Consider the following 21,775-nt stretch of genomic DNA (forward strand, 5'->3'; position numbering starts at 1 on the left):
ACTTTAATCCCTCAACGATGCGTTGAACTCGGACTTAAGGGCAGAAACGACTGAACCAACGGTCTCAGCAATCTCTTTTTCCTCAAGCGTACGAGTAGTGTCTTGTAATGTAAGTGCTATCGCCAGGCTCTTCTTGCCGGGTTCAACACCTTTACCTAAGTATACATCGAACAAGTTTATGCCAACCAACTGATTTTCGCCAACTTTTCTTATCAATTTCATTACATCACCTGCAGATACACTCTCATCTACTACGACTGCGATGTCACGACGATTAGCTGGAAACTTAGATACAGCTTGGGCTAGCGGCAAACTGGTATGCAATAAAGCATCCAATTCCAACTCAAAAACGATGGTTTTACCATTGAGTCCAAAAGGCTTCTCCAAACTAGGATGGATTGCACCTATATGACCGATCACTCGATCATTTCTCAATATTTCAGCACATTGCCCCGGATGGAGAGCAGAATGCGTCGCTCCTCTAAAGCTAAATTCTGATGCGGAAACTGTCAAGCCGATAATTGCTTCTAAATCACCTTTAAGGTCGAAAAAATCAACAGTTTTCGATTCCATAGCCCAATGTTCATCATTTTGGAGCCCAGTAATGACACAAGCGAGCATTGCTTGCTGTCTTACACCGGATTCTGCATTGATATCAGGAACAAAGCGCAGGCCAGTTTCAAAAAGTCTCACGCGACTCTGTTGACGACTTTGGTTATAGCCAACTGCGGCCAATAAACCGGTGAACATTGACAGGCGCATGGCCGACATTTCACTGGAAATTGGGTTTGGTAACACCATAGCGTCTAAACCAGGGTGAACCAGATTTTGCAATTTGGGATCGACAAAGCTGTAGGTTACCGCTTCTTGGAAGCCGCGAGCGACCAATAAGGCACGCACGCGTTTTAGGCTTAAGTTAGATTCTTTATGATCTGACATACGCAGCGCAGCAACAGGCGCGATATTCGGGATATTGTTATAACCGTAAATACGCGCCACTTCTTCAATCAAATCTTCTTCAATCGCCATATCGAAACGATAAGTCGCAGTGGTGACCTGCCAGCTTCCCTCTGCTGCAACGACAGCAAAACCTAAACGCGTGAGGATTTCAGCCACATCGCTATCAGGTACATGGTGACCGAGGATTTTATCTAACTTGCTACGACGTAACACGATTTGTGCTGGTTTGGGTAAATCAGCCTCTGATTTAGCCTCAACTACAGGGCCCGCTTCACCGCCACAAATATCCAGCACTAAGCGGGTCGCACGGTCGATAACCTTGTGTTGCATCTCAGGGTCAACGCCACGCTCAAAGCGGTGTGATGAGTCTGTGTGCAAACCTAAACGACGTGACTTACCCATAATGGCAAGAGGCGCGAAGAACGCACATTCAAGCAGTATGTCTTGGGTCGTGTCGCTCACGCCTGAGTATTCGCCGCCAAACACGCCTGCAAGGGCTAATGGACGCGCATCATCGGCGATCACTAAGGTATCGCTGGGAATAGTGACTTCGCTGCCATCAAGCAGGGTGATTTTCTCTTCGCCAGTGCCTAAACGCACTTGGATATCGCCCGTTAACTTGGCAAGATCGAAAGCGTGCATAGGTTGACCGAATTCAATCAACACAAAGTTAGTGATATCAACGATAGGATCGATAGAGCGAATACCGCTACGGCGCAGTTTTTCCTGCATCCATAATGGCGTAGGCGCTTTCACATTGACGTTTTTAACCACACGGCCTAAGTAACGTGGACAAGCGGCTGGCGCCTTAACGTTAATCGTGACCTGTGCATCTGTCGTTGGCGTGACGGCTTGCCACTGTGGCTCAACCACGGCTTGGCGGTTTAACACGCCCACTTCACGGGCAAGGCCTGCCATGCCTAAGCAATCGGCACGGTTAGCGGTTAAATCCACATCGATAACGGCATCGTTAAGTTGCAGATAATCACGGATGTCAGTGCCAAGCGGCGCGTCCAATGGCAATTCGATAATGCCATCGCTTTCGACGTTGATGCCAAGCTCACTGTACGAGCACAACATGCCTTCTGATGGCATGCCACGCAGCTTAGCTTTCTTGATTTTGAAATCACCAGGTAATACGGCGCCAACCATAGCCACGGCCACTTTAAGACCCTGACGGCAGTTTGGTGCACCGCAGACGATATCGATAAGTTCGCTACCACCTACGTTGATTTTGGTCACGCGCAGTTTATCGGCATCGGGATGCTGACCACACTCCACCACTTCACCAATCACGACACCGCTAAAATCGGCTGCTACGGCTTCAACGTCATCGACTTCGAGACCGGCCATAGTGATCTGGTGGGATAATGCTTCACGGCTGACTGAAGGGTTTACCCATTCACGAAGCCAAGATTCGCTAAATTTCATGCTATTACAGCTCCGTTATTTAAATTGCTTCAGGAAACGTAGGTCGTTTTCGAAAAACGCACGTAAATCGTTTACGCCGTAACGCAACATAGTTAAACGCTCGACACCCATACCAAAAGCAAAACCAGAGTATTTTTCTGGATCTATGCCAACGCTGCGCAGCACATTCGGATGTACCATACCGCAGCCAAGCACTTCTAGCCATTTACCATTTTTGCCCATCACGTCTACTTCTGCTGAAGGTTCAGTGAATGGGAAGTAAGATGGACGGAAACGCACTTGCAGATCTTCTTCGAAGAAGTTACGCAGGAAGTCATGCAAAATGCCTTTCAATTCGGCAAAGTTCACATGCTCATCAACCAAAAGCCCTTCCACTTGGTGGAACATTGGCGTGTGCGTTTGGTCGTAATCGTTACGATAAACACGACCCGGAGAAATAATGCGTAATGGTGGCTTTTCAGTTTCCATAGTACGGATTTGCACGCCCGAAGTTTGGGTACGCAGCATCAGTTTAGGATTGAAATAAAAGGTATCATGATCAGCACGCGCAGGATGGTGCTCAGAGATATTCAGCGCATCGAAATTGTGGAAATCATCTTCAATTTCAGGCCCCTGCTTTACCGAGAACCCTAATTCCCCGAAAAAGGTTTCGATACGTTCAATGGTACGCGTCACTGGATGTAAGCCACCGATCTCTTGGGTGCGGCCTGGCAAAGTCACATCAATCTTTTCAGCGATTAATTTGGCTTCCAGTTCCGAACTCTTCAGACCATCGATGCGCTCAGTTAATTTTTGTTGAATAGCCTGTTTAGCATCATTGACCGCTTGGCCAAAGGCTGGCTTTTCTTCAGGGCTTAAGCTACCCATCATTTTCATCATGTCGGTGATCTTACCTTTCTTACCAAGGTAATCGACACGGATATCATCCAGTGCTTTTAGATCACTGGCCTGGTCAATAATGACTAAGGCTTGTTCTACGATCTCAGTTAACTGCTGCATTTTCTCTTCCACTGCATAGTCGCGCTTGATAAACAAGTGCTATGGGCGCCAAACTTTCAGGCTATTTGGGTGCTCAGGTTATCGGGCGTTAATGCCAGACGCTTTGCTAGCTATAACGAAATAAAAGGATAGAAATTTTACGCGAGCGAGCGGCATATTACTAGGGCTTATTGGGGGTTTTTATCATGCAAATTCATGTGTTACCCCAGTTCAGAGCCTGAGTTTTGCTCAAGGTGAAATCCAAACCTCAATTCTGACCGAAACAAGTTCCCTATTCAGCCACTAGCAGCATTTGTAACTAAACTGTAAACTAATGCCTGTACCCTGCCAAAATTGCAGCAAACAACACAATAACGACTGCAATTAGACTACATTAGCAACATAAATCATTACAAAACAGAAAACTATCAAGTCTATGGCAAACTGACCGATATACATTCGGTTCACAGCCCATTTTATCGAGGCACTCATGAAAGAAGTAAAGTTTCGCTGGATAGATCAATATCTTATCCATATGACCTTAAAAACTAAATTCGCTATTCTCTCTATCGTTCCCATGCTAATGATTGTTGGACTGGCGATTTTTCTTGATAACCAATCCCAGCAAACCTTAGTGCAAGGACAGCTCAACGGTCTTCAAAATGCGTCACAACAAATCAACCAAGTCACAGGCAGCTTATATAACAAACTACCAGAGCAAGAACGCCAAACTATCCTTAGCCAGCTAAGTCGCGAAATCAAAGGCAATGTCAGCATTATTTCGGTGAATGAAGCCGACAGCAAAGCGCAATCCTTAGCTCGCAGCGGTGGCGGTATTGATGATAGCGGTAAGCAACCTCGAGCTGTGAGTCGCGTTAACGATCAAAACCTGATCACGATTATTCCCTTCGACAGCAAAGAAATTGATGCCCTGCTCGCCAAAGATAACCTGCTGGTTTACGGCCTGATGGCGGCGCTTCTGTTCGTGTTGTTTTTATTTAGCTACTACATTTCGACCTTCGTGGGCGGCGCACTTTATACCACAGTGATGGCACTAAAACGCGCCGCATCGGGCGATTTGACGGGGCGTTTAAACTTCTTCGAAGTAAAGGACGAATTCAGTATCTTAGCCATCAGTATTGATGCCTTAGTGGAGCGTCAGCATCTTTTAGTGAAACAAATCGCCGAGTCGACAACGAAAATCCGTGAGGTAGTGTCCTCGTTTCGTAGCACAGCGCAACAAGGTCAATCCTTGGCGGTGAACCAGAGACAACATTTGGACTCCCTAGCGACGGCGATGGAAGAAATGACCGCCGCAGTGAAAGAAGTCGCCCGCAATGCCGAGCAATCTTCTGCCGAAACTCAAGAGGCTAATCAACAAGTTAGCGCGGGCGGTAAAGACATTGAAACCACAGTCAAAGCCATCGATGTGTTATCGGATGAGATCTCCTCAGCCTCGAATGCGGTGGGCGTACTCAATGACAACGCCAGTAAAATTGATGAAGTGGTATCAACTATTAATGCGATTTCCCAGCAAACCAACCTACTCGCCCTCAACGCGGCGATTGAAGCGGCGCGCGCCGGTGAACAAGGTCGTGGTTTTGCCGTGGTCGCCGATGAAGTTCGTACCTTAGCGGGCCGCACTCAAGCCGCGACGGTTGAGATCAAAACCATGATCGAATCGCTGCAATCGGGTACGCGCAATCTAACCCAAGTGATGTCGCGTACTGTGAGTCAAGCGAATGAAGGCAAACAACACGTACTGCAAACGGGTAAAGACTTAGAGTTTATCGCCCTCCACAGTAATAAAGTGTTTGAAATGAGTGTACTTATTGCGACCTCGGCCGAAGAACAATCGGCTGTGGCCAACGAGATTGCGACTAACCTGATGGAAATCCGCAACCAGTCCCACGATGTGGAGCAATCGGCGAACCAGTCGGTTTCAGGTTGTGATGAGCTGCAAGCAACAGCTGGGCAGCTTGATCAGTTGATGGTGGGATTAAAAATCTAGTCGAGGGTTATTTGACGAAGTTTAAATTAACTTAACACCCAAAATGCACAAGGGAGCGATAATCGCTCCCTAGTTGTTTTTTCATTCTGACGGTAACGGTCCAATCAACTACTGTTTTTTCAATCAACCAGTGTCGTTTCAACCAATAATTCACTTTTCAATCAATAAGTCACTTTTCAATCGACAACGCGACGGTAAAAATTAATCCACGTCTGTTAATCCACATCTTTGAGTGGCCATAGCACGATATGATCTTCAATATCCTTCACGCGTCTTTCATCGACTACTTTACCTTGGATCGACATGCCCGCTAAATGCATCGCTTCTTTAGAGCCAGTCAGCAGCGGATGCCAGCTCGGTAGCTCACGCCCTGCCGCTAAGCGGCGATATGCGCAACTGTCGGGAAGCCAAGTTAACTCATGGATATTATCAATCGTGATCACAGTACATTGAGGGACATGGGTGAAACGGTCACTGTAATGCTGACAGCCCGCCGTTTGATGATCGAGCAAAAGGCAGGCCGCATTGGTGTAATACAAGTCTTCGGTTTCATCATCTATCAACTTGTTTAAACAACATTTACCACAACCGTCACACAGGGATTCCCACTCGGTTGCGCTCATCTGCGCTAATGTTTTGCTCTGCCAAAATGCCATGATTAACTGTATCTTCTCAATAAAAAGCCCGCTTAATGCGAGCTATTTTACACTAGTTTATCGGCGGATACTTTATTCTCTCGGACAGATGCGCGACAGAAATCCCGAAATAATCGGTATTCTGCCAGTGCATTAATACGCGGTAATTGCCATAAACGAGGTATTTTCGACCGGTAACACCATCGGGCATGATTAGCGAGGCCTTGATTTCTTCGCGGGACGGCAAATCGGTATGATCAAACTTGCGAATACCGAGAGTTTGCCACTGGGCTAAGGACTGGGGTTTATCTAATCCAGCGACGGCCAAATCAAGCGTTGCAGGCACTTGTACTTGTCGCCCCCAAGTATCATCGCCGTTCCAACCGAGTTGCTGTAGCAAATGCGCCGCGGAGGCAAACGCATCTTGTGTGTTGTGCCAAATGTCTTTCTTACCGTCACCATCGCCGTCCTGCCCATAGGCAAGATAATCCGTTGGCATCAGCTGCGTTTGTCCCATGGCGCCATTCCAACGACTTTTAAGATCTTGAAAACCGATATGATCTTTATCCATTATGCTGAGCGCTGCAATAAACTCTTTTTTGAAGAAAGCTTCGCGCTCGCCGCCAAAGGCCAGTGACGCCGTCACAGATAACACAGGATAATCTCCAGAAGCTTCACCAAAGTCGGAGACAAGCCCCCAGAGCGCGACTAAGAAGCGTGGCTGAACAGAGTATTGGCTGGCGATGGCGTTGAGTTGTTGTTCATGCTCTTTAAACAGCACACGTGCGGTGTCAACTTTCCACTCGGGCACAGTGTCGGCGAGATAAGTATCGAGGTTGTGAGTTTTGTCAGTCTGGAGGCTGTCTGTCGCTCGAGCTTTTTTGAAGAGTTTGATCTGGGGAAAGGCTAAATCTAAGGTCGCTTGGCTGATGCCCTGAAGACGGGCTTCTTGCTTTAGCTGAATTAAATAATCACTAAAGCTGATTTTCTCATCCGACTGCTGCGCCATGGCTGGCAAACTGCACGCACTCAGCCAAATGATGAAACAGACAAATGCCCTGATGGGAGCGAAGATATATGCTGCGAGTCGATAAAGCTTATTCTGATAAACCCCAAATTGACAAACCTTAACTGGGAAAGCATTGGTTTGATAAGCTTGGGTTAGATAAGTACGGTATCGATGCATATACCTTCCTGTTATTTTTATGCTATTGGCTTAATCTTTGATCCCAAGACTGAGCTTATGCTCGGCCAATAAATTCACCTGAGGTGGCGGAATTTGTAAATAAAAGCCGTTTTCTTCCATCGCAGCTCTTACCTTTTGAATATCTGCCATGCCTAACGCGTCACGTTTCGCAATAGGAAACACCATCACCAGCTTTGGCACGCCGAACATTTCCATCAAAGGCGCTGGAACATCATCAAAACAATCTCTTTTCTTCACAAATAAATAAGTATCAGCCTTTCGGCTACTTTTATAAACGGCACATAGCATAAGAGTACAAATATCCAATAGTTCAAACTTGCCAGTCAATGGGGCACACTATAACATGGTCGCCTAGTAATTTAATTGTAAAATCAGCGAACCGACTGATGATTTCTGGAGAATAGTGCCGGGATGTCAAAACCTAGCTTAGAGTTAAAAGGCGCTTCTTTTACTCTTTCAGTGCTTCATATTAATAGCAGCGATTTACAAGCTGTCATGACTGAATTAGACAGTAAGTTGGCACAAGCTCCTCAGTTTTTTCTGGGTGCTCCTTTAGTCGTCAATCTGAGTGCGATCCAACACGACAGCTTAAATTTAAGTGCGTTAAAGGATCTGCTGATCTCACGTCAATTAGTGATTGTTGGCATAACGGGCGCGACAACCGTACTCAGCAAACAGGCTAAAGACTTAGGCCTTGCCATAGTCAAAGCCGGAAAACAGAGCAGTACGCCACCGCCTGCACCTCGCCAAACTAAGATAGTGAAGCAAAATATTCGTTCAGGCCAACAAGTCTACGCAAAAAATGGTGATTTAATCATATTTGGTGCGGTAGGCAATGGCGCAGAAGTCATCGCAGATGGTAGCATTCATATCTATGGCGCATTACGAGGGAAAGCCATGGCGGGCGCGGCGGGCGATACCAGTGCCGTCATCATAGCCCACTCTCTGGAGGCCGAACTCGTTTCAATAGCAGGGCAATATTGGCTCGCTGAAAATCTACAACAACATAGCTCAGATAAAAGCGGCTGCATTCGCCTAGACGGTGAGTCGCTTATGGTTGAATCATTGCCCCTCTAAATGGCAGAACAAAGGATAGAGAGAAACATGGCACAAATTATTGTTGTCACTTCAGGTAAAGGCGGCGTAGGTAAAACCACATCGAGTGCTGCAATTGCGACCGGTCTTGCCATGCAAGGACACAAGACAGTCGTTATTGATTTCGACATTGGTTTACGGAATTTAGACTTGATCATGGGTTGCGAGCGTCGTGTGGTTTATGACTTCGTCAATGTGATCAATGGTGAAGCCAATTTAAATCAAGCGCTGATCAAAGATAAACGCTGCGACAAGTTATTCGTTTTACCCGCTTCACAGACCCGTGATAAAGATGCACTGACCAAAGAAGGTGTTGGCCGTGTTCTAGACGATTTAGCCAAAGACTTTGAGTTTATTCTGTGTGATTCACCTGCGGGGATTGAGCAAGGCGCTATGATGGCACTGTATTTTGCCGATATCGCCATTGTGACAACTAACCCAGAAGTCAGTTCAGTACGCGACTCAGACCGTATTTTAGGGATGCTGCAGAGCAAATCACGCCGCGCCGAGCTAAACCTTGAGCCAATCAAAGAATACTTACTGCTGACTCGTTATTCACCGAGCCGTGTAAAATCAGGCGAAATGTTGAGTGTTGATGATGTTCAAGAAATTCTGGCCATTGAGTTACTCGGCGTGATACCTGAGTCACAATCGGTACTGAAAGCCTCTAACTCAGGCGTGCCTGTGATTATCGATCAAGAAAGTGATGCAGGTTTAGCCTACAGTGACACAGTTGCACGTTTACTGGGCGAAGATGTCCCAGTACGCTTTATTACGGAAGAAAAGAAAGGTTTCTTACAACGGATATTTGGTAGCTAATTATGTCTTTACTCGACTATTTCAAAAGCAAGAAAAAGCCTAGCACTGCGGTAATGGCTAAAGAGCGCCTACAGATCATTGTGGCTCATCAACGTGGACAAAGGGACACTCCCGATTATTTCCCACAGATGAAACAAGAGATCATTGCCGTTATTCGCAAATATGTGCCGATTTCTGATGATCAAGTTTCTGTGCAGTTAGATCAAAACGACGCGAACCTGTCGGTACTCGAACTTAACGTCACATTGCCTGACAGATAAGTCGATTACGCAAAAAGCGTCATCTTCTGAAGAAGATGACGCTTTTTGTTGGCTGTTTTTCGGCTATCGATAAGTTTCAAATACTGCGCATAAAGTACAAGACTTCACGCGCAAGATTTAAATACTAGATTAAAAGCCTTAGACCTCAAGCTTAGCTAGGGACTCAGCGGCAATCTCGCCTCGCCATCCGCATAACACCGCGGGTAAATCCCCTTGTTGCTTATCCCAACGCCATTGCAAAAACTCATGGATATGACGTTTAGAGCCGAGCATTTCCTGCGGCACATCATGCTGTTCGCACAACTCGACTAAGCAGCTTTTAATCGCCTTAAAGGCCGATTTGTAGCCTGATTTTAACGCCAACACATCCACTAATTCGGGTAAATTGACCAAATCAGCGGTTTGCAGCACACGTAATAAATCTTTGCCGTGGATACGTTTTTCTTGCTCAGTCAAATCATTGAGCTTAAACAAGTCGGCCGAGGATTTAGCTTGCTTCTTCGCTAATGCGATAAGACCATGATCTTTGACCACAAAACCTAGAGCTAAATCACGCACTAAGGCTTTTTCAAGACGCCACTTAGCAAGCACTTTAAGGTAAGCCAATTGGATTTCAGTCAGTTGGAAAGCATTTTTCACTTTCAAATAAGCCGTGTCGAGATCAGGATCGGCAAGCCTGCCCTGGGTCATCCTTTCCCCTTCCTCGTATAACCAAGCTAAACGCCCTTGGGCGCTGAGTTTCGCTTCAAGTTGAGGATAGAGCTGATACAAATACAGGACGTCATTGGCGGCGTAGCTTAACTGGGCTTCCGTTAAAGGACGACGGATCCAATCTGTACGCGATTCACCTTTATCGATTACTTCACCAAGGCAAGTTTCAACTAACTTGGCATAACCCACACCATGACCCATACCGCACAAAGAGGCGGCAATTTGGCTATCAAACAAAGGCGTAGGCTGACATTTACCATAATGGGCAAACACTTCTAAGTCTTCACTGCAGGAATGCACAAGCTTAATGATATTCGGGTCCGATAACAGCGCCCAAAACTGGGCTAAATCAGGTAAAGCCACAGGATCAATCAAAGCTAAGGTTTTACCATCATAGGCTTGGATCAAACCTAACTTGGCATAATAAGTACGAGTACGAACAAACTCGGTATCTAACACGAGTATCTTACTCTGTTTATATTGGGCAACGAGGGCATTAAGGCTTGCTTCATCACTCACATATTGAAACGCTGACAAATTCTTCTCCAGATCCTGTGGGTCAATCACAGTCCATAAAAACAAAAGCCGGCAAATGCCGGCTTCAATCTTACGCGCGCTTAGCTTCGTCTCTAAGCTCTCGTCGCAAGATTTTACCCACGTTGGTTTTAGGTAACTCGTCCCTAAATTCTACCAGCTTCGGTACTTTATATCCCGTTAAATGAATACGGCAGTGCTTAATGATGTCTTCAGCGGTTAAAGATTTATCTTTTGCCACCACAAATACCTTCACTAACTCACCACTGGCGTCGTTTGGTACACCGACAGCGGCCACTTCAATCACTTTAGGATGCAGTGCGACCACTTCTTCGACTTCATTAGGGAATACATTAAAGCCTGAAACTAAGATCATGTCTTTCTTACGATCGACAATATAGAAGAAGCCTTTCTCATCCATGTAACCAATATCGCCCGTGGCTAACCAGCCGTCGGTGTCGATCACTTTGGCGGTTTCTTCAGGACGTTGCCAATAGCCTTTCATCACCTGTGGGCCTTTACCAAACAGCTCACCGGTTTCGCCTTGGGCTAATACCTTGCCGTCATCGTCACGGATTTGAATGAGTGTCGAAGGTGCAGGGAAACCAATTGAACCGTTATAACCATCTAAATTATATGGGCAACAGGTTAATAAAGGTGAGGCTTCCGTCAGACCATAACCTTCGAGTAAACGGGTCTTAGTGATGGCTTGCCATTTATCCGCCACGGCTTTTTGTACCGCCATGCCGCCACCGATAGACAGTTTCAAGCGCGAAAAATCCAACTGGGAAAAATCATCACTGTTCACTAACGCGTTAAACAAGGTGTTTACCCCAGTCAATGCAGTGAAAGGATACTTTTTCAACTCGGCCACAAATCCTGGGATATCACGAGGATTGGTGATAAGTAAGTTCTGGCTGCCTTTGTGCAAAAACAGCAGGCAATTCACGGTCAACGCGAAGATGTGATACAGCGGCAAAGCAGTTACAACAAACTCGCTGCCATCGTTTAAGGCGGGCGAATAAGCGCCATCGGCCTGCAATACGTTGGCGACGATATTGCCATGGGTCAACATCGCGCCTTTAGACACCCCAGTTGTGCCGCCTGTATATTGCAAAAACGCTAAGTCGTCGTTAGTGACTTCAGGTTTAATGTATTGCATGCGACGACCGGTTGATAAGGTATCTCGCATAGATAGTGCGTGGGGTAAGTCGTATTTAGGGACGAGCTTCTTAATGTACTTCACCACAAAGTTCACTAAGGTGCGTTTTGGCGCACTTAATTGGTCACCTAAACTGGTGATAATGACGCTTTCAACGGGCGTTTGTTCGACAACTTCTTCTAAGGTGCGGGCGAAGTTTGACACTACAACTATGGCTTTGGCGCCCGAGTCAATCAACTGATGTTTAAGTTCGCGCGGGGTATATAGCGGGTTAACGTTAACGACCACCATACCAGCACGTAAAACCCCAAACAGTGCAATCGGGTATTGCAACAGGTTTGGCATCATTAAGGCGACACGATCGCCCTTTTTAAGCTTTAATTCATTTTGTAGATACGCGGCGAATGCACGGCTGCGTTCTTCCAATTTACGATAGGTTAGCGTGGCACCCATGTTGATAAATGCAGGCTGGTCTTCATACTTAGCCACCGCTGTTTCGAACATATCAACAAGCGATGAGTACTGCTCCACATTAATTTCAGCAGGCACATCTTTTGGCAAATGATTAATCCAAGGCTGATCCACTACTCTCTCCTAAATCCCCACAACTGCGGAAACAATATCCATACAAGCGTCAAGACTCGATAAATACCGAGTTAAAATACCGGCTTACATTTTATAGTTATTGATTGACTCGTCATAAATCATACGAGCGTTTTAATTTTGATCATCATCACATAAAAAAAACAAAAAACCTAGCGTCTTTTTTAGGGCGGCAAAAGCAGCCTATTTAACGAATTCGCGGATCAAGCGTGCAACGCCTTCAGCATTGTCCATGTGCACATGATGATCGCCCTCGATTATATGTTCAGACAAATGTTTGAACCAAGTTCGCGCCTTAGGTATGGCGGTCTGCAACTGGCTAAATCCTTGTTTGCCACACACTAATAAGGTTTCAATATTGATGTCCTGCATCAAGGCATCAACTTGGGCGAAGGTTAGCCGTTGGGGTGAATCTAATCTCAATCGAGGATCACTGCGCCAACCTATGCCCTCACCTTCGGGTTGCATATTGCGATCGAGCAACAGACGACACCAAGGTTCGGCAAGTCCTGTTAAATGTGCCCTCGCCCGCACTGCGGTATCTATGCTGTCGTAAATTTTTGCCTGCCCATGCTTCTGGGTTAAATACTTCTCGTGTTGATAGAAGCTTTTCCTTAGTCGTGCTTTCGCCTGCGTTGGCGACTCTGACAAAGGACTTAACGCTTCAATCAATACCAGCTTGTTGACCTTTTCAGGAAAGGTCGCCGTATACGCCGAGGCAATAATGCCACCGAGCGAATGCCCCACCATAGCCACAGGCTTTTGCGGTAATGCCGTTAATAGCGCATCCAAATCATACAAGTAATCAATCCAATGCAGCGGATAATGCCCCGGCCTGTGCGCCGAAAAACCGTGTCCAGGCCAATCAATGGCGAGCACTTGATAATCGAGTAAATATGCCGCTAAGGGCTCAAAACTGTTGGCGTTATCTAACCAGCCATGTAAGGCCAGTAATAAAGGTTTATCCTTCGCCCCCCATAATCGGCCCGCGACCTTAATATGAGGTAATACAAATTCGATTTGATTTTGGGGGGCGAGAGATTGCCACATAATGCCTCTGATGTCAGGTGATTAAGATGATTTTTTGACAAATTTGAGTGTCATACGATCACTTTCACCGATCGCTTGGAATTTTTCTTTATCCGTGTCACCCAAAGCAAAGGATGGCGGTAGCGTCCAAACACCTTTGGCGTAATCCTTAGTATCTTTGGGGTTTGCATTGATTTCGGCGCTTTCAACTAAGGTGAAACCGGCTTTTTTGGCTAGAGCAACCATGGCCGCTTGATCCATATAGCCAGTGCTAAAATTCATCCCTTCGTTGGCTCTATGCTCCACCACACCAAAGACACCGCCGTCTTTCAATACTTTATATGACGCGGCAAACACATTCTCTAACTGATCACTCGATGCCCAGTTATGAAGATTACGGAAGGTTAATACCAGATCGGCACTGCCATCGGCGCCTAAATCCATCTTATTTGGGGGATCGAAAGTGACCATTTTGGCATGACCAAATGCGTCTTTATTAGCCGTCATCCACGCAGCATACTTAGTACCAGCGTTGGCGCGATAGCGATTTCCAGGCGTGTCCGTTGCGGGAGCAGTTTCAAAACTGGCGGCGATATATTGGCCTTCTTTGGCTAAATAAGGCCCTAATATTTCGCTATACCAACCATTACCTGGCCAGAGTTCAATCACAGTTTGTGTTGGGGTAATACCAAAAAAACTTAAGGTTTCAGCGGGATGACGATAAACGTCACGGCTGGCATTTTTAGCCTGACGAAAATCGCTTTTTAAGACTTTATCTAAACTTTCATCGGCGTAGGTAACACTCGAACATAAACCAGCAAGCAATAGACTGGCAACTAAGGTGACTTTTTTCATTGTAATTCTCCATGGATACCGAAGGCTTAAGCTAGCAGCCAATGGCCAAAAATCCAAGGAATAGAAGTCGTAAAACCTAGGTTTGAGTGACATAAGTGGTTATGGCTCAAAGTGATGAGTCAATTCACCTTTAGCTAAACCAATAAAGCGCAAAGCGGAAAAAAGCCAGAGGAAACACAATACGCCTGAGGTATTAATTAACCTTGATGACTAACGACTTGCAGCGTTATCGACACGGCGCCACGCAAAATACAAGGCGCAGGCACTGGTTAATAACCAGAGTCCCACCCAGAACCACGCGGGGATCCAAGAACGTTCTGCCAACATCACCGCATCACCTTGGCCATCAAGCCCGAGCAACACAGTTGGACTTGCCAGCGCATTGAGCATAATCATCAAGCCAATAATACGTAGAAACTGGGTCAGCATCTTGTTTTGACTGAGTTTAAGCGGTAACAACAAAATAATAGTGAGTACGGCTAGAATCGCCAGCGTGAGGATATCCCTTCCCCAAAGCAAGCCGCTTAGCACCACTAAAGCGCCCAGCAAGGCAAAGCTCACGCGGATCCCTTTTGGCCAAGTCGCGAGCAAGTAGATTAAATATCCCCAACAGGCCGCGCCAAAATACCCAGCAAAACCAATCAACATCGGCGAGCCGCCTTGGCTAAAACAAAAGCCTGCGCCGTTAGGAAACAATTGAATATGGCTGACCACACCCGAGCTTAATATCGTCGCAATGCCGTGGGACAATTCATGGAAATAGCTTTCAAGCCATTTAAACGGCACGCTTAAATAGGGAATGCGAGTGATGAGTAACGCCACCACCAGCTCGATGATAAACAAGCCACGGCTTGGTACACCGCTGGCGGCTAAACCTGTTAATTTAGAAGAGGAAAATCGCGAGGTAGAACGGGGAGGCTTTTGTTGATGTTCAAGCATACAAGTCCACGCCAACCATTTGCTGAATTTCATCGCGTTTGGCGGCATGTTGAGTTTGTAAATATTGGGCTATCGCCCCCTGATGGCCACGCGTGTCTTGCTCATACTCGAGGTGGGCGCCGAGCCTTGACTGTAAATTTCCCGCTGCGCTTTTACTTTTAGGCTGGGTTTCTAAACTAAGGGCTTCGACGGCATCTTGCTCAATCACTGGGCGTGACGATTCAGGTGCGGTTAGCCCCTGAGCGATAGCGGGTCTATTACTCGCTACAGCATTCGTCAAACTCATTTGATTCACATTAACTTGCATCAAGAAGCCTTAAGTTTGCACTATTCATCGTTAAGCCATTCATAGTTAAGAATGCTTAGCATTAATTGCCTGAGATTCTATCGCAGATACTCAGGCAAAGAACAGCTTATTCACGACCAGGTAACTTTTTCCATGTGACTGTATCACGTAAATACACAGGTTCAAGCTCATCGACCGAGGTTGTTAGTCCTGCTTTGATACCTGTCTCAGCCAATATCAGCATAGCCCTTGCATCGGGATATTTCACGGCGTCGAGAGCTAAAATCCCTTTGCCGAGTGCCAGTAAATCAGGATACGCATCAAAACCGGTGCCGCAAGCCACAATGGGCGCTTGAGTATCAAGCTGAAGTTGTACGTTGGCAGGCGCACTGACCACTTCTTTACCGACTAATGTCGCAATACCATCGACGGCCACAAACTGCCCCCAATACACTTCGCCCATGCGCGCATCAATGGCACACAGCACTTGCTCGGCTTGGTGCTCGCTAATGGCCATTTGTGCCATAGCCGCTAAGGTTGAAATACCAATCACAGGTAAATCTAACCCCAGTGCCAGACCTTGGGTCATGCTAGTGCAGATACGGATCCCCGTGAAACTGCCAGGACCTCGACCATAGGCAATCGCCGCCACTTTATCTAAGCTAATGCCTGCTTGCTTGAGCACTGAATCGACCATAGGCAACAGACGCTGGCTGTGTTCACGCGGCGCATCGGCAAGTTCAGCATAAATCTGACCTTGATATTGCAGCGCAGCTGAGCAGGATTCGGTACAAGTGTCTAAGGCAAGAATACAAGCAGAGTGTTCATGTGTTATTGTCATTTCAAAACCGGATTAGCGGGCAAGATTTCGCATCAAGTTGACCATTTCGGTATTGTGCGAATATGCCATGAGTAAACTGGCGCAAATAATAACATCAAATGCCCGAAAACAAAGGGCTAAGCAAGCAAGTCAGCTAAAATAGCGCCCGCATGATATCCAGTAGCAAATCAGGACTTGATGGATTTATGTGATCTAAGTCAATGATCGATAAACTCATTAAGGAATACCGCCAGCTTGGGGAAACTTTTTCAACTTTGCTTGTCAGAGCAGACAAGTCTGGATTGAATTCATTCCTTGCCATTCCTTTACTATTGTACGATAGCACTAACCCGCCTTCGATAAGGATATTTCATGTTAAACACGCCTCCATTGCGTCGCCTAAGACGCTTACGTAGTTCAGAAGCGATGCGCGATCTGCTGCGCGAAACCCATATTTCGTTAAGCGATCTCATCCATCCCCTGTTCATTGAAGAGCACATCACCCACGCAGTGCCTATCTCCACTCTACCTGGTATCAGCCGCTTACCTGAGACTGCACTGGCGGAAGAAGTGCGCGAGCTTTATGCCCTCGGGATCCGCTATGTGATGCCCTTTGGGATTTCCCACACTAAGGATGATAAAGGCAGCGACACCTGGGATGACAATGGCTTACTCGCCCGCATGGTGCGCACCATTAAAGCCGCCGTGCCTGAGATGATGGTGATCCCCGATATTTGTTTTTGTGAATATACAGATCACGGCCATTGCGGCGTGGTGCACAATAATGAAGTCTGCAACGACCTCACCGTCGAAAATTTAGTTAAGCAATCGATAACAGCCGCCAAAGCGGGCGCTGATATGTTAGCACCATCGGCCATGATGGACGGTCAAGTGAAAGCCATTCGCCAAGGGCTTGATGCCGCAGGTTTTGAACATGTGGCGATTCTGGCTCACTCGGCAAAATTCGCCTCTTCCTTCTACGGTCCTTTTAGAGCCGCGGTCGATTGTGAACTCAGTGGTAACCGCAAGGGATATCAGCTTGATTATGCCAACGGTCGCCAAGCCCTGTTAGAAGCCTCATTAGATGAAGCCGAAGGCGCCGATATCCTGATGGTTAAACCCGGTACGCCCTACTTGGATGTGTTAAGCCGTTTAAGACAAGAAACTCACTTACCACTCGCCGCCTATCAAGTCGGCGGTGAATATGCGGGCATCAAGTTTGCCGCCCTTGCAGGTGCGTTGGATGAGCGTGCAGTGGTGACAGAAACCTTTGTCGGCTTAAAGCGAGCTGGAGCGGATTTGATTGTCAGCTATTACACCAAACAATACGCCCAGTGGTTAGCCGAGAGTAGATAGTTCCCTCGGTAACTATCGTTGCGGACATTAAAAAATCGATTAAAAACGCCACCTTTATCGGTGGCGTTTTTGTATTTAGCATCCTGCGCTGAATTGCTTAAGCTTTTTGCAATCGTGCAAACAAGGCTTTCACTTTTTCGACTTTAGGGCGCACAACCATCTGACAATAAGGCTGCTCACCGTGTAAAGCAAAGTAATCATTGTGATAATTTTCAGCGGGATAAAACGTCTCAAACGCTGACACTTGGGTCACTACTGGCGCATCAAAAACCTTGGCTGCTGCTAACTGAGTCAGCATAGCGGTAGTTTGCTCTATCTGCTCAGCATTATGGGCAAACACCACGGAGCGATATTGTGGCCCCTTATCATTGCCTTGACGATTGAGCGTGGTCGGATCATGACTCTCAAAAAAGACCTTTAACAGCGTCGTAAAATCAATTTCCTCTGGATTGAACTCAATATGCACAACCTCTGCATGGCCAGTTTGGCCTGAGCAAACCGATTTATAATCGGCATCATGGGCATCACCGCCAGCATAGCCAGAAGTGACGTTCACCACGCCTTTGAGGCTTTGAAAGATAGCCTCGACGCACCAAAAACACCCAGCGCCAAAAGTCGCAAAGCTGTTCGATGCTGGTTCAACAGCATCATCCATCCCTTTAAAAACCATAGAAACGGAGTTAACACAGTGACGAATATTATTGGGGGTTAACATCTCACCTTCAAAAACATGGCCCAAATGGCCGCCACATTGGCTACAGACAATCTCGGTTCTGCGGCCATCGGCGTCAACATGGCGCGTTACAGCGCCGGCGATTTCATCATCGAAAGCTGGCCAGCCACAATGGGCATTAAATTTATGCTCAGAGCGGTACAAGGGCGCATGGCATTTTTTGCATAAATACAAACCCTTGGCATCATGATCATAATACTCACCACTAAATGGGCGTTCAGTGCCTTTTTCTTCGATAACATAGCGTTCAAAATCGGTCAGTTTGTTCATATTAATGCCCTTTCGACTCACGTCGTTGTCTATTTTGATACTCTTTGATTAAGTTGATTAAGTTAATTAAGCAGCTGTTCCATAAAACCCAACATAAGACCCACTCCAAGCAAGATATCTTGCACTCGGCTTCAAAATGCGGCTGACATCAATCACAACAAATCTAATCACAACACATCCAATAACCCATACTAACGGGTTTAACGGCTAAAATCTTGCCACTTAAGTCAGTCCTAATCTAAGCATTTAAATCAGTGCGCATTAAGCGACAACATAAATGACGGAAAATACAGCAGTTGCTCTCACTCACCCTCGCGGAGTGTTTGCACCCGCTCAAGCGCACGGCTACACTTGCTGCGGGTCAAATTACAACTAAATATAACAAGTAGAAACCACAATGAAATTAGAAACCATTGATTACCGCGCTGAAAACAGTGCCCAGCAATTCGTTGAATCACTTAGGGAAACTGGCTTTGGTGTTTTATCTAATCATCCGATTGATAAGCGCTTAGTTGAAGACATCTACACCGAGTGGCAAGCCTTTTTTAATTCAGAAGCTAAAAACGACTATATGTTCAAAAAAGAAACCCACGACGGTTTCTTCCCCGCATCAATTTCTGAAACCGCCAAAGGCAACACAGTCAAAGACATTAAAGAGTACTATCACGTTTATCCTTGGGGCCGGATCCCCGATTCACTGCGTGCCAATATTCTCGCCTATTACGACAAAGCCAATGCGCTGGCTTCAGAACTTTTAGAGTGGATTGAAACCCACTCACCCGAAGACGTAAAAGCCAAGTTTTCGATGCCATTGCCAGAAATGATCGCCAACAGCCAAAAAACCTTACTGCGTATTCTGCATTACCCACCGATGACGGGCAGTGAAGAAATGGGCGCCATTCGCGCCGCCGCCCATGAAGATATTAACCTTATCACAGTGTTACCTGCGGCCAATGAGCCTGGGTTACAAGTGAAAGCCAAAGATGGCACTTGGTTAGATGTCCCCAGCGATTTTGGCAGCATTATTATCAATATCGGTGACATGCTACAGGAAGCGTCTGGCGGTTATTTCCCATCGACGTCACATCGCGTCATCAATCCTGAAGGTACGGATAAAACCAAACCACGGATCTCTTTGCCGTTATTTTTGCATCCAAACCCTGCTGTCGTGCTGTCTGAGCGTTATACCGCCGACAGTTATTTGATGGAAAGACTGCGCGAACTAGGGGTTATTTAACCCTTAATACCGCCTATTAATCCAAGTGATAATCACAAAAGACAGTCAAGGATTAAGCGATTAAAGCGCCTTAGGGCGCTTTTTTTATGACATTCGCCACCTTCAAGGTAGAATAGCCGTTCTTTAAGTTATTTAGGACAAGGCGTTATCATGGCAATTCAGTGGTATCCAGGGCATATGCACAAGGCACGCAAAGAGATTGAAGAGGCAATGCCTCAGGTCGATCTTGTTATCGAAGTGCTGGACGCGCGTATTCCCTACAGTAGCGAAAACCCCATGGTGGCTCAGCTTCGAGGCGACAAACCTTGTATCAAACTACTCAATAAATCTGATCTGGCCGATCCAGAGATCACTGCGCAATGGATTGAATACTTAGAACGCGAACAAGGCGTAAAAGCCACCGCGATCACCACACTGCAAGCGGCAATGGTGAAAAAGATCCCTGATATCTGCCGTAAGCTAGTGCCGAGTCGCGATAAAACCGAAAAAGACATTCGCACTATGATCATGGGTATTCCTAACGTTGGGAAATCCACCATCATCAACACCTTAGCTGGCCGTGTTATCGCCAAAACCGGTAACGAACCTGCGGTAACCAAAACCCAGCAAAGGATTAATTTACGTAACGGTATCGTGCTATCGGATACTCCGGGTATTTTGTGGCCCAAAGTGGATAACGAAGCGAGCAGCTATCGCCTTGCCGTCACGGGCGCCATTAAAGATACCGCGATGGAATATGAAGATGTGGCCCTGTTCGCCGCCAAGTATTTCTTAACCGCTTATCCAAAAGAGATTTGTGAACGCTACAACTTAAGTGAATTACCCAAGGATGATGTCGCACTTCTCGAGGAAATCGGCCGCAAACGTGGTGCGCTGCGCCCCGGTGGTCGCATTGATATGCACAAGGCATCTGAGTTATTGCTGCATGAATACCGCTCAGGAAAAATCGGCCTCCTCTCGTTAGAAACGCCTGCGATGGCCGAGCTTGAGAAGATTGAAGTCGCCCGCATCATGGCGGAGAAGGAAGCAATAAAAGAAGCCAAACTTGCAGCAGAAAGATTGAAGCGTTCTGGTAAGCGCCATAACGACTAACTCATTACGCGTAGTCATCACGCTTAGTCATCACGGCAAGTTATCTTACTATCTCTGCAAGCATTGAAAATAACGCTCAACGTGTGTTGAAGATAAGACGCTAATGGCGTTGATATTCAAGCTTAGTAAGCTAATTCATCAAGCTTAATATTTAAGCCAGCATATTGAATATGCTGGCTTTTTATTTTCATAAACGAAGATGTCGCGTTAACAAACACTGTCACGCGCAACTACTTTTGCGCACCAGAGGTCAACCTATCAAGCAAGGCATCCAAACTCTGCTCTAATAAATCCAACACCAGTTCAAAGCCCTGCTCGCCACCATAGTAAGGGTCCGGCACTTCCGTGACTTGCGTATTCGCATAAGAGAGCATTAACTGTAACTTGTACTGATACTCAAGCGGACAACGACTACGCAAATCCGCTAAATTGGCCTTATCCGCCGCCAAAATTAAATCAAAATGTTCAAAGTCGGCATCCACAACCTGCCGAGCCCGCATTCCATCGAAACTAAAACCCCGCTTTTCCCCCGCCGCCATAGCACGGCGGTCAGGCGTATCCCCTTGCTGATAACCAATAGTACCCGCAGAGTCTACCTCAATATTGAGCCTACGCTGCGCAACCTTAAAGCGGCACACAGCTTGTGCCGTCGGTGAGCGGCAGATATTGCCCATATAAACACAATAAACAAGATAAATTGCAATAAAATCAATTGATTAATTGCTATTTGAGGTGTTTTTTGTAGAGAACAT

At 46.5% G+C, this 21,775-nt stretch carries 21 protein-coding genes; 7 read left to right on the forward strand and 14 right to left on the reverse strand.

Features of this window, described 5'->3' with window-relative positions:
- Nucleotides 1-3: 3 nt before the first annotated feature.
- Nucleotides 4-2,391 (reverse strand): phenylalanine--tRNA ligase subunit beta, encoded by a 2,388-nt coding sequence (pheT, locus tag Q4Q46_RS17620; protein ID WP_311906625.1) that lies wholly within the window; start codon nt 2,389-2,391, stop codon nt 4-6.
- Nucleotides 2,392-2,406: 15 nt separating this feature from the next.
- Nucleotides 2,407-3,390 (reverse strand): phenylalanine--tRNA ligase subunit alpha, encoded by a 984-nt coding sequence (gene pheS / locus Q4Q46_RS17625; RefSeq protein WP_006081368.1) that lies wholly within the window; start codon nt 3,388-3,390, stop codon nt 2,407-2,409.
- 469 nt (nt 3,391-3,859) lie between these two features.
- Between pheS and Q4Q46_RS17630 the strand changes: the two genes are divergently transcribed.
- Nucleotides 3,860-5,380, forward strand: a complete 1,521-nt coding sequence (locus tag Q4Q46_RS17630) for a methyl-accepting chemotaxis protein (protein ID WP_311906626.1) — start codon at nt 3,860-3,862, stop codon at nt 5,378-5,380.
- A 215-nt stretch (nt 5,381-5,595) separates the two neighbouring features.
- On the opposite strand, the gene Q4Q46_RS17635 is transcribed toward Q4Q46_RS17630, so the two are convergent.
- From Q4Q46_RS17635 to Q4Q46_RS17645, 3 genes are read right to left on the reverse strand one after another with little or no spacing between them, the layout of a single operon-like run.
- On the reverse strand, nt 5,596-6,036 hold the full coding sequence (locus tag Q4Q46_RS17635; RefSeq protein ID WP_006081366.1) for a YcgN family cysteine cluster protein: 441 nt from the start codon (nt 6,034-6,036) through the stop codon (nt 5,596-5,598).
- A 52-nt stretch (nt 6,037-6,088) separates the two neighbouring features.
- On the reverse strand, nt 6,089-7,201 hold the full coding sequence (locus Q4Q46_RS17640; protein ID WP_311906627.1) for a lytic murein transglycosylase: 1,113 nt from the start codon (nt 7,199-7,201) through the stop codon (nt 6,089-6,091).
- A 30-nt stretch (nt 7,202-7,231) separates the two neighbouring features.
- The gene (locus Q4Q46_RS17645) at nt 7,232-7,510 is read right to left on the reverse strand and encodes a YcgL domain-containing protein (RefSeq protein ID WP_006081364.1); all 279 of its coding nucleotides are present in this window, start codon (nt 7,508-7,510) and stop codon (nt 7,232-7,234) included.
- 123 nt (nt 7,511-7,633) lie between these two features.
- Between Q4Q46_RS17645 and minC the strand changes: the two genes are divergently transcribed.
- The 3 genes from minC to minE are packed head-to-tail and all read left to right on the forward strand — an operon-like array spanning nt 7,634 to nt 9,396.
- Nucleotides 7,634-8,299 carry a septum site-determining protein MinC gene (gene minC / locus Q4Q46_RS17650; RefSeq protein ID WP_006081363.1) on the forward strand — a complete coding sequence of 222 codons (666 nt, stop codon included), beginning with the start codon at nt 7,634-7,636 and terminating at the stop codon, nt 8,297-8,299.
- A gap of 27 nt (nt 8,300-8,326) precedes the next feature.
- Nucleotides 8,327-9,136, forward strand: coding sequence for a septum site-determining protein MinD (gene minD, locus Q4Q46_RS17655; protein ID WP_006086391.1), 810 nt, complete (start codon nt 8,327-8,329; stop codon nt 9,134-9,136).
- A gap of 2 nt (nt 9,137-9,138) precedes the next feature.
- Entirely contained in the window at nt 9,139-9,396 is a 258-nt protein-coding gene (gene minE / locus Q4Q46_RS17660; RefSeq protein WP_028760193.1) for a cell division topological specificity factor MinE, read from the forward strand.
- 138 nt (nt 9,397-9,534) lie between these two features.
- On the opposite strand, the gene rnd is transcribed toward minE, so the two are convergent.
- The 7 genes from rnd to tsaB all read right to left on the reverse strand — a co-directional run bounded on the left by rnd (nt 9,535) and on the right by tsaB (nt 16,356).
- Nucleotides 9,535-10,644, reverse strand: coding sequence for a ribonuclease D (rnd, locus tag Q4Q46_RS17665; protein WP_311906628.1), 1,110 nt, complete (start codon nt 10,642-10,644; stop codon nt 9,535-9,537).
- Nucleotides 10,645-10,714: 70 nt separating this feature from the next.
- Nucleotides 10,715-12,388, reverse strand: coding sequence for a long-chain-fatty-acid--CoA ligase FadD (fadD, locus tag Q4Q46_RS17670; protein WP_311906629.1), 1,674 nt, complete (start codon nt 12,386-12,388; stop codon nt 10,715-10,717).
- Nucleotides 12,389-12,589: 201 nt separating this feature from the next.
- Complete coding sequence (locus tag Q4Q46_RS17675; protein WP_311906630.1) at nt 12,590-13,456, reverse strand: alpha/beta fold hydrolase; 867 nt, start codon at nt 13,454-13,456, stop codon at nt 12,590-12,592.
- A gap of 21 nt (nt 13,457-13,477) precedes the next feature.
- Complete coding sequence (locus Q4Q46_RS17680; protein ID WP_311906631.1) at nt 13,478-14,290, reverse strand: class I SAM-dependent methyltransferase; 813 nt, start codon at nt 14,288-14,290, stop codon at nt 13,478-13,480.
- 210 nt (nt 14,291-14,500) lie between these two features.
- On the reverse strand, nt 14,501-15,229 hold the full coding sequence (locus Q4Q46_RS17685) for a M50 family metallopeptidase (RefSeq protein WP_311906632.1): 729 nt from the start codon (nt 15,227-15,229) through the stop codon (nt 14,501-14,503).
- Nucleotides 15,222-15,536, reverse strand: coding sequence for a hypothetical protein (locus Q4Q46_RS17690; protein ID WP_006081355.1), 315 nt, complete (start codon nt 15,534-15,536; stop codon nt 15,222-15,224). The genes Q4Q46_RS17685 and Q4Q46_RS17690 overlap by 8 nt, the downstream gene beginning before the upstream one ends.
- A gap of 106 nt (nt 15,537-15,642) precedes the next feature.
- Nucleotides 15,643-16,356 (reverse strand): tRNA (adenosine(37)-N6)-threonylcarbamoyltransferase complex dimerization subunit type 1 TsaB, encoded by a 714-nt coding sequence (gene tsaB / locus Q4Q46_RS17695; RefSeq protein ID WP_259569879.1) that lies wholly within the window; start codon nt 16,354-16,356, stop codon nt 15,643-15,645.
- A gap of 351 nt (nt 16,357-16,707) precedes the next feature.
- Between tsaB and hemB the strand changes: the two genes are divergently transcribed.
- Nucleotides 16,708-17,691 (forward strand): porphobilinogen synthase, encoded by a 984-nt coding sequence (gene hemB / locus Q4Q46_RS17700; protein WP_311906634.1) that lies wholly within the window; start codon nt 16,708-16,710, stop codon nt 17,689-17,691.
- A 97-nt stretch (nt 17,692-17,788) separates the two neighbouring features.
- Here the strand turns inward: hemB and Q4Q46_RS17705 are convergent, their stop codons facing one another.
- Nucleotides 17,789-18,694, reverse strand: coding sequence for a bifunctional methionine sulfoxide reductase B/A protein (locus tag Q4Q46_RS17705; RefSeq protein ID WP_311890803.1), 906 nt, complete (start codon nt 18,692-18,694; stop codon nt 17,789-17,791).
- A gap of 397 nt (nt 18,695-19,091) precedes the next feature.
- On the opposite strand from Q4Q46_RS17705, the gene Q4Q46_RS17710 reads away from it, so the two are divergent.
- Complete coding sequence (locus Q4Q46_RS17710) at nt 19,092-19,931, forward strand: isopenicillin N synthase family dioxygenase (protein ID WP_311890804.1); 840 nt, start codon at nt 19,092-19,094, stop codon at nt 19,929-19,931.
- A 150-nt stretch (nt 19,932-20,081) separates the two neighbouring features.
- Nucleotides 20,082-21,023 carry a ribosome biogenesis GTPase YlqF gene (gene ylqF, locus Q4Q46_RS17715; RefSeq protein WP_220592779.1) on the forward strand — a complete coding sequence of 314 codons (942 nt, stop codon included), beginning with the start codon at nt 20,082-20,084 and terminating at the stop codon, nt 21,021-21,023.
- A 230-nt stretch (nt 21,024-21,253) separates the two neighbouring features.
- On the opposite strand, the gene Q4Q46_RS17720 is transcribed toward ylqF, so the two are convergent.
- Nucleotides 21,254-21,697 (reverse strand): low molecular weight protein-tyrosine-phosphatase, encoded by a 444-nt coding sequence (locus tag Q4Q46_RS17720; RefSeq protein ID WP_311906635.1) that lies wholly within the window; start codon nt 21,695-21,697, stop codon nt 21,254-21,256.
- Nucleotides 21,698-21,775 lie beyond the last annotated feature (78 nt).

Source organism: Shewanella vaxholmensis (assembly GCF_031932135.1).
Lineage (GTDB): Bacteria > Pseudomonadota > Gammaproteobacteria > Enterobacterales > Shewanellaceae > Shewanella > Shewanella hafniensis.

Bases quoted from the DNA above. Each gene is read 5' to 3' on its own strand.
- Q4Q46_RS17645 (WP_006081364.1), bottom strand. From the start codon at position 7,510: ATGCTATGTGCCGTTTATAAAAGTAGCCGAAAGGCTGATACTTATTTA.
- tsaB (WP_259569879.1), bottom strand. From the start codon at position 16,356: ATGACAATAACACATGAACACTCTGCTTGTATTCTTGCCTTAGACACT.
- Q4Q46_RS17640 (WP_311906627.1), bottom strand. From the start codon at position 7,201: ATGCATCGATACCGTACTTATCTAACCCAAGCTTATCAAACCAATGCT.
- pheT (WP_311906625.1), bottom strand. From the start codon at position 2,391: ATGAAATTTAGCGAATCTTGGCTTCGTGAATGGGTAAACCCTTCAGTC.
- minD (WP_006086391.1), top strand. From the start codon at position 8,327: ATGGCACAAATTATTGTTGTCACTTCAGGTAAAGGCGGCGTAGGTAAA.
- Q4Q46_RS17720 (WP_311906635.1), bottom strand. From the start codon at position 21,697: ATGGGCAATATCTGCCGCTCACCGACGGCACAAGCTGTGTGCCGCTTT.
- pheS (WP_006081368.1), bottom strand. From the start codon at position 3,390: ATGCAGCAGTTAACTGAGATCGTAGAACAAGCCTTAGTCATTATTGAC.
- Q4Q46_RS17685 (WP_311906632.1), bottom strand. From the start codon at position 15,229: ATGCTTGAACATCAACAAAAGCCTCCCCGTTCTACCTCGCGATTTTCC.
- minC (WP_006081363.1), top strand. From the start codon at position 7,634: ATGTCAAAACCTAGCTTAGAGTTAAAAGGCGCTTCTTTTACTCTTTCA.
- Q4Q46_RS17705 (WP_311890803.1), bottom strand. From the start codon at position 18,694: ATGAACAAACTGACCGATTTTGAACGCTATGTTATCGAAGAAAAAGGC.
- hemB (WP_311906634.1), top strand. From the start codon at position 16,708: ATGTTAAACACGCCTCCATTGCGTCGCCTAAGACGCTTACGTAGTTCA.
- Q4Q46_RS17630 (WP_311906626.1), top strand. From the start codon at position 3,860: ATGAAAGAAGTAAAGTTTCGCTGGATAGATCAATATCTTATCCATATG.
- Q4Q46_RS17710 (WP_311890804.1), top strand. From the start codon at position 19,092: ATGAAATTAGAAACCATTGATTACCGCGCTGAAAACAGTGCCCAGCAA.
- Q4Q46_RS17680 (WP_311906631.1), bottom strand. From the start codon at position 14,290: ATGAAAAAAGTCACCTTAGTTGCCAGTCTATTGCTTGCTGGTTTATGT.
- Q4Q46_RS17635 (WP_006081366.1), bottom strand. From the start codon at position 6,036: ATGGCATTTTGGCAGAGCAAAACATTAGCGCAGATGAGCGCAACCGAG.
- ylqF (WP_220592779.1), top strand. From the start codon at position 20,082: ATGGCAATTCAGTGGTATCCAGGGCATATGCACAAGGCACGCAAAGAG.
- minE (WP_028760193.1), top strand. From the start codon at position 9,139: ATGTCTTTACTCGACTATTTCAAAAGCAAGAAAAAGCCTAGCACTGCG.
- Q4Q46_RS17690 (WP_006081355.1), bottom strand. From the start codon at position 15,536: ATGCAAGTTAATGTGAATCAAATGAGTTTGACGAATGCTGTAGCGAGT.
- Q4Q46_RS17675 (WP_311906630.1), bottom strand. From the start codon at position 13,456: ATGTGGCAATCTCTCGCCCCCCAAAATCAAATCGAATTTGTATTACCT.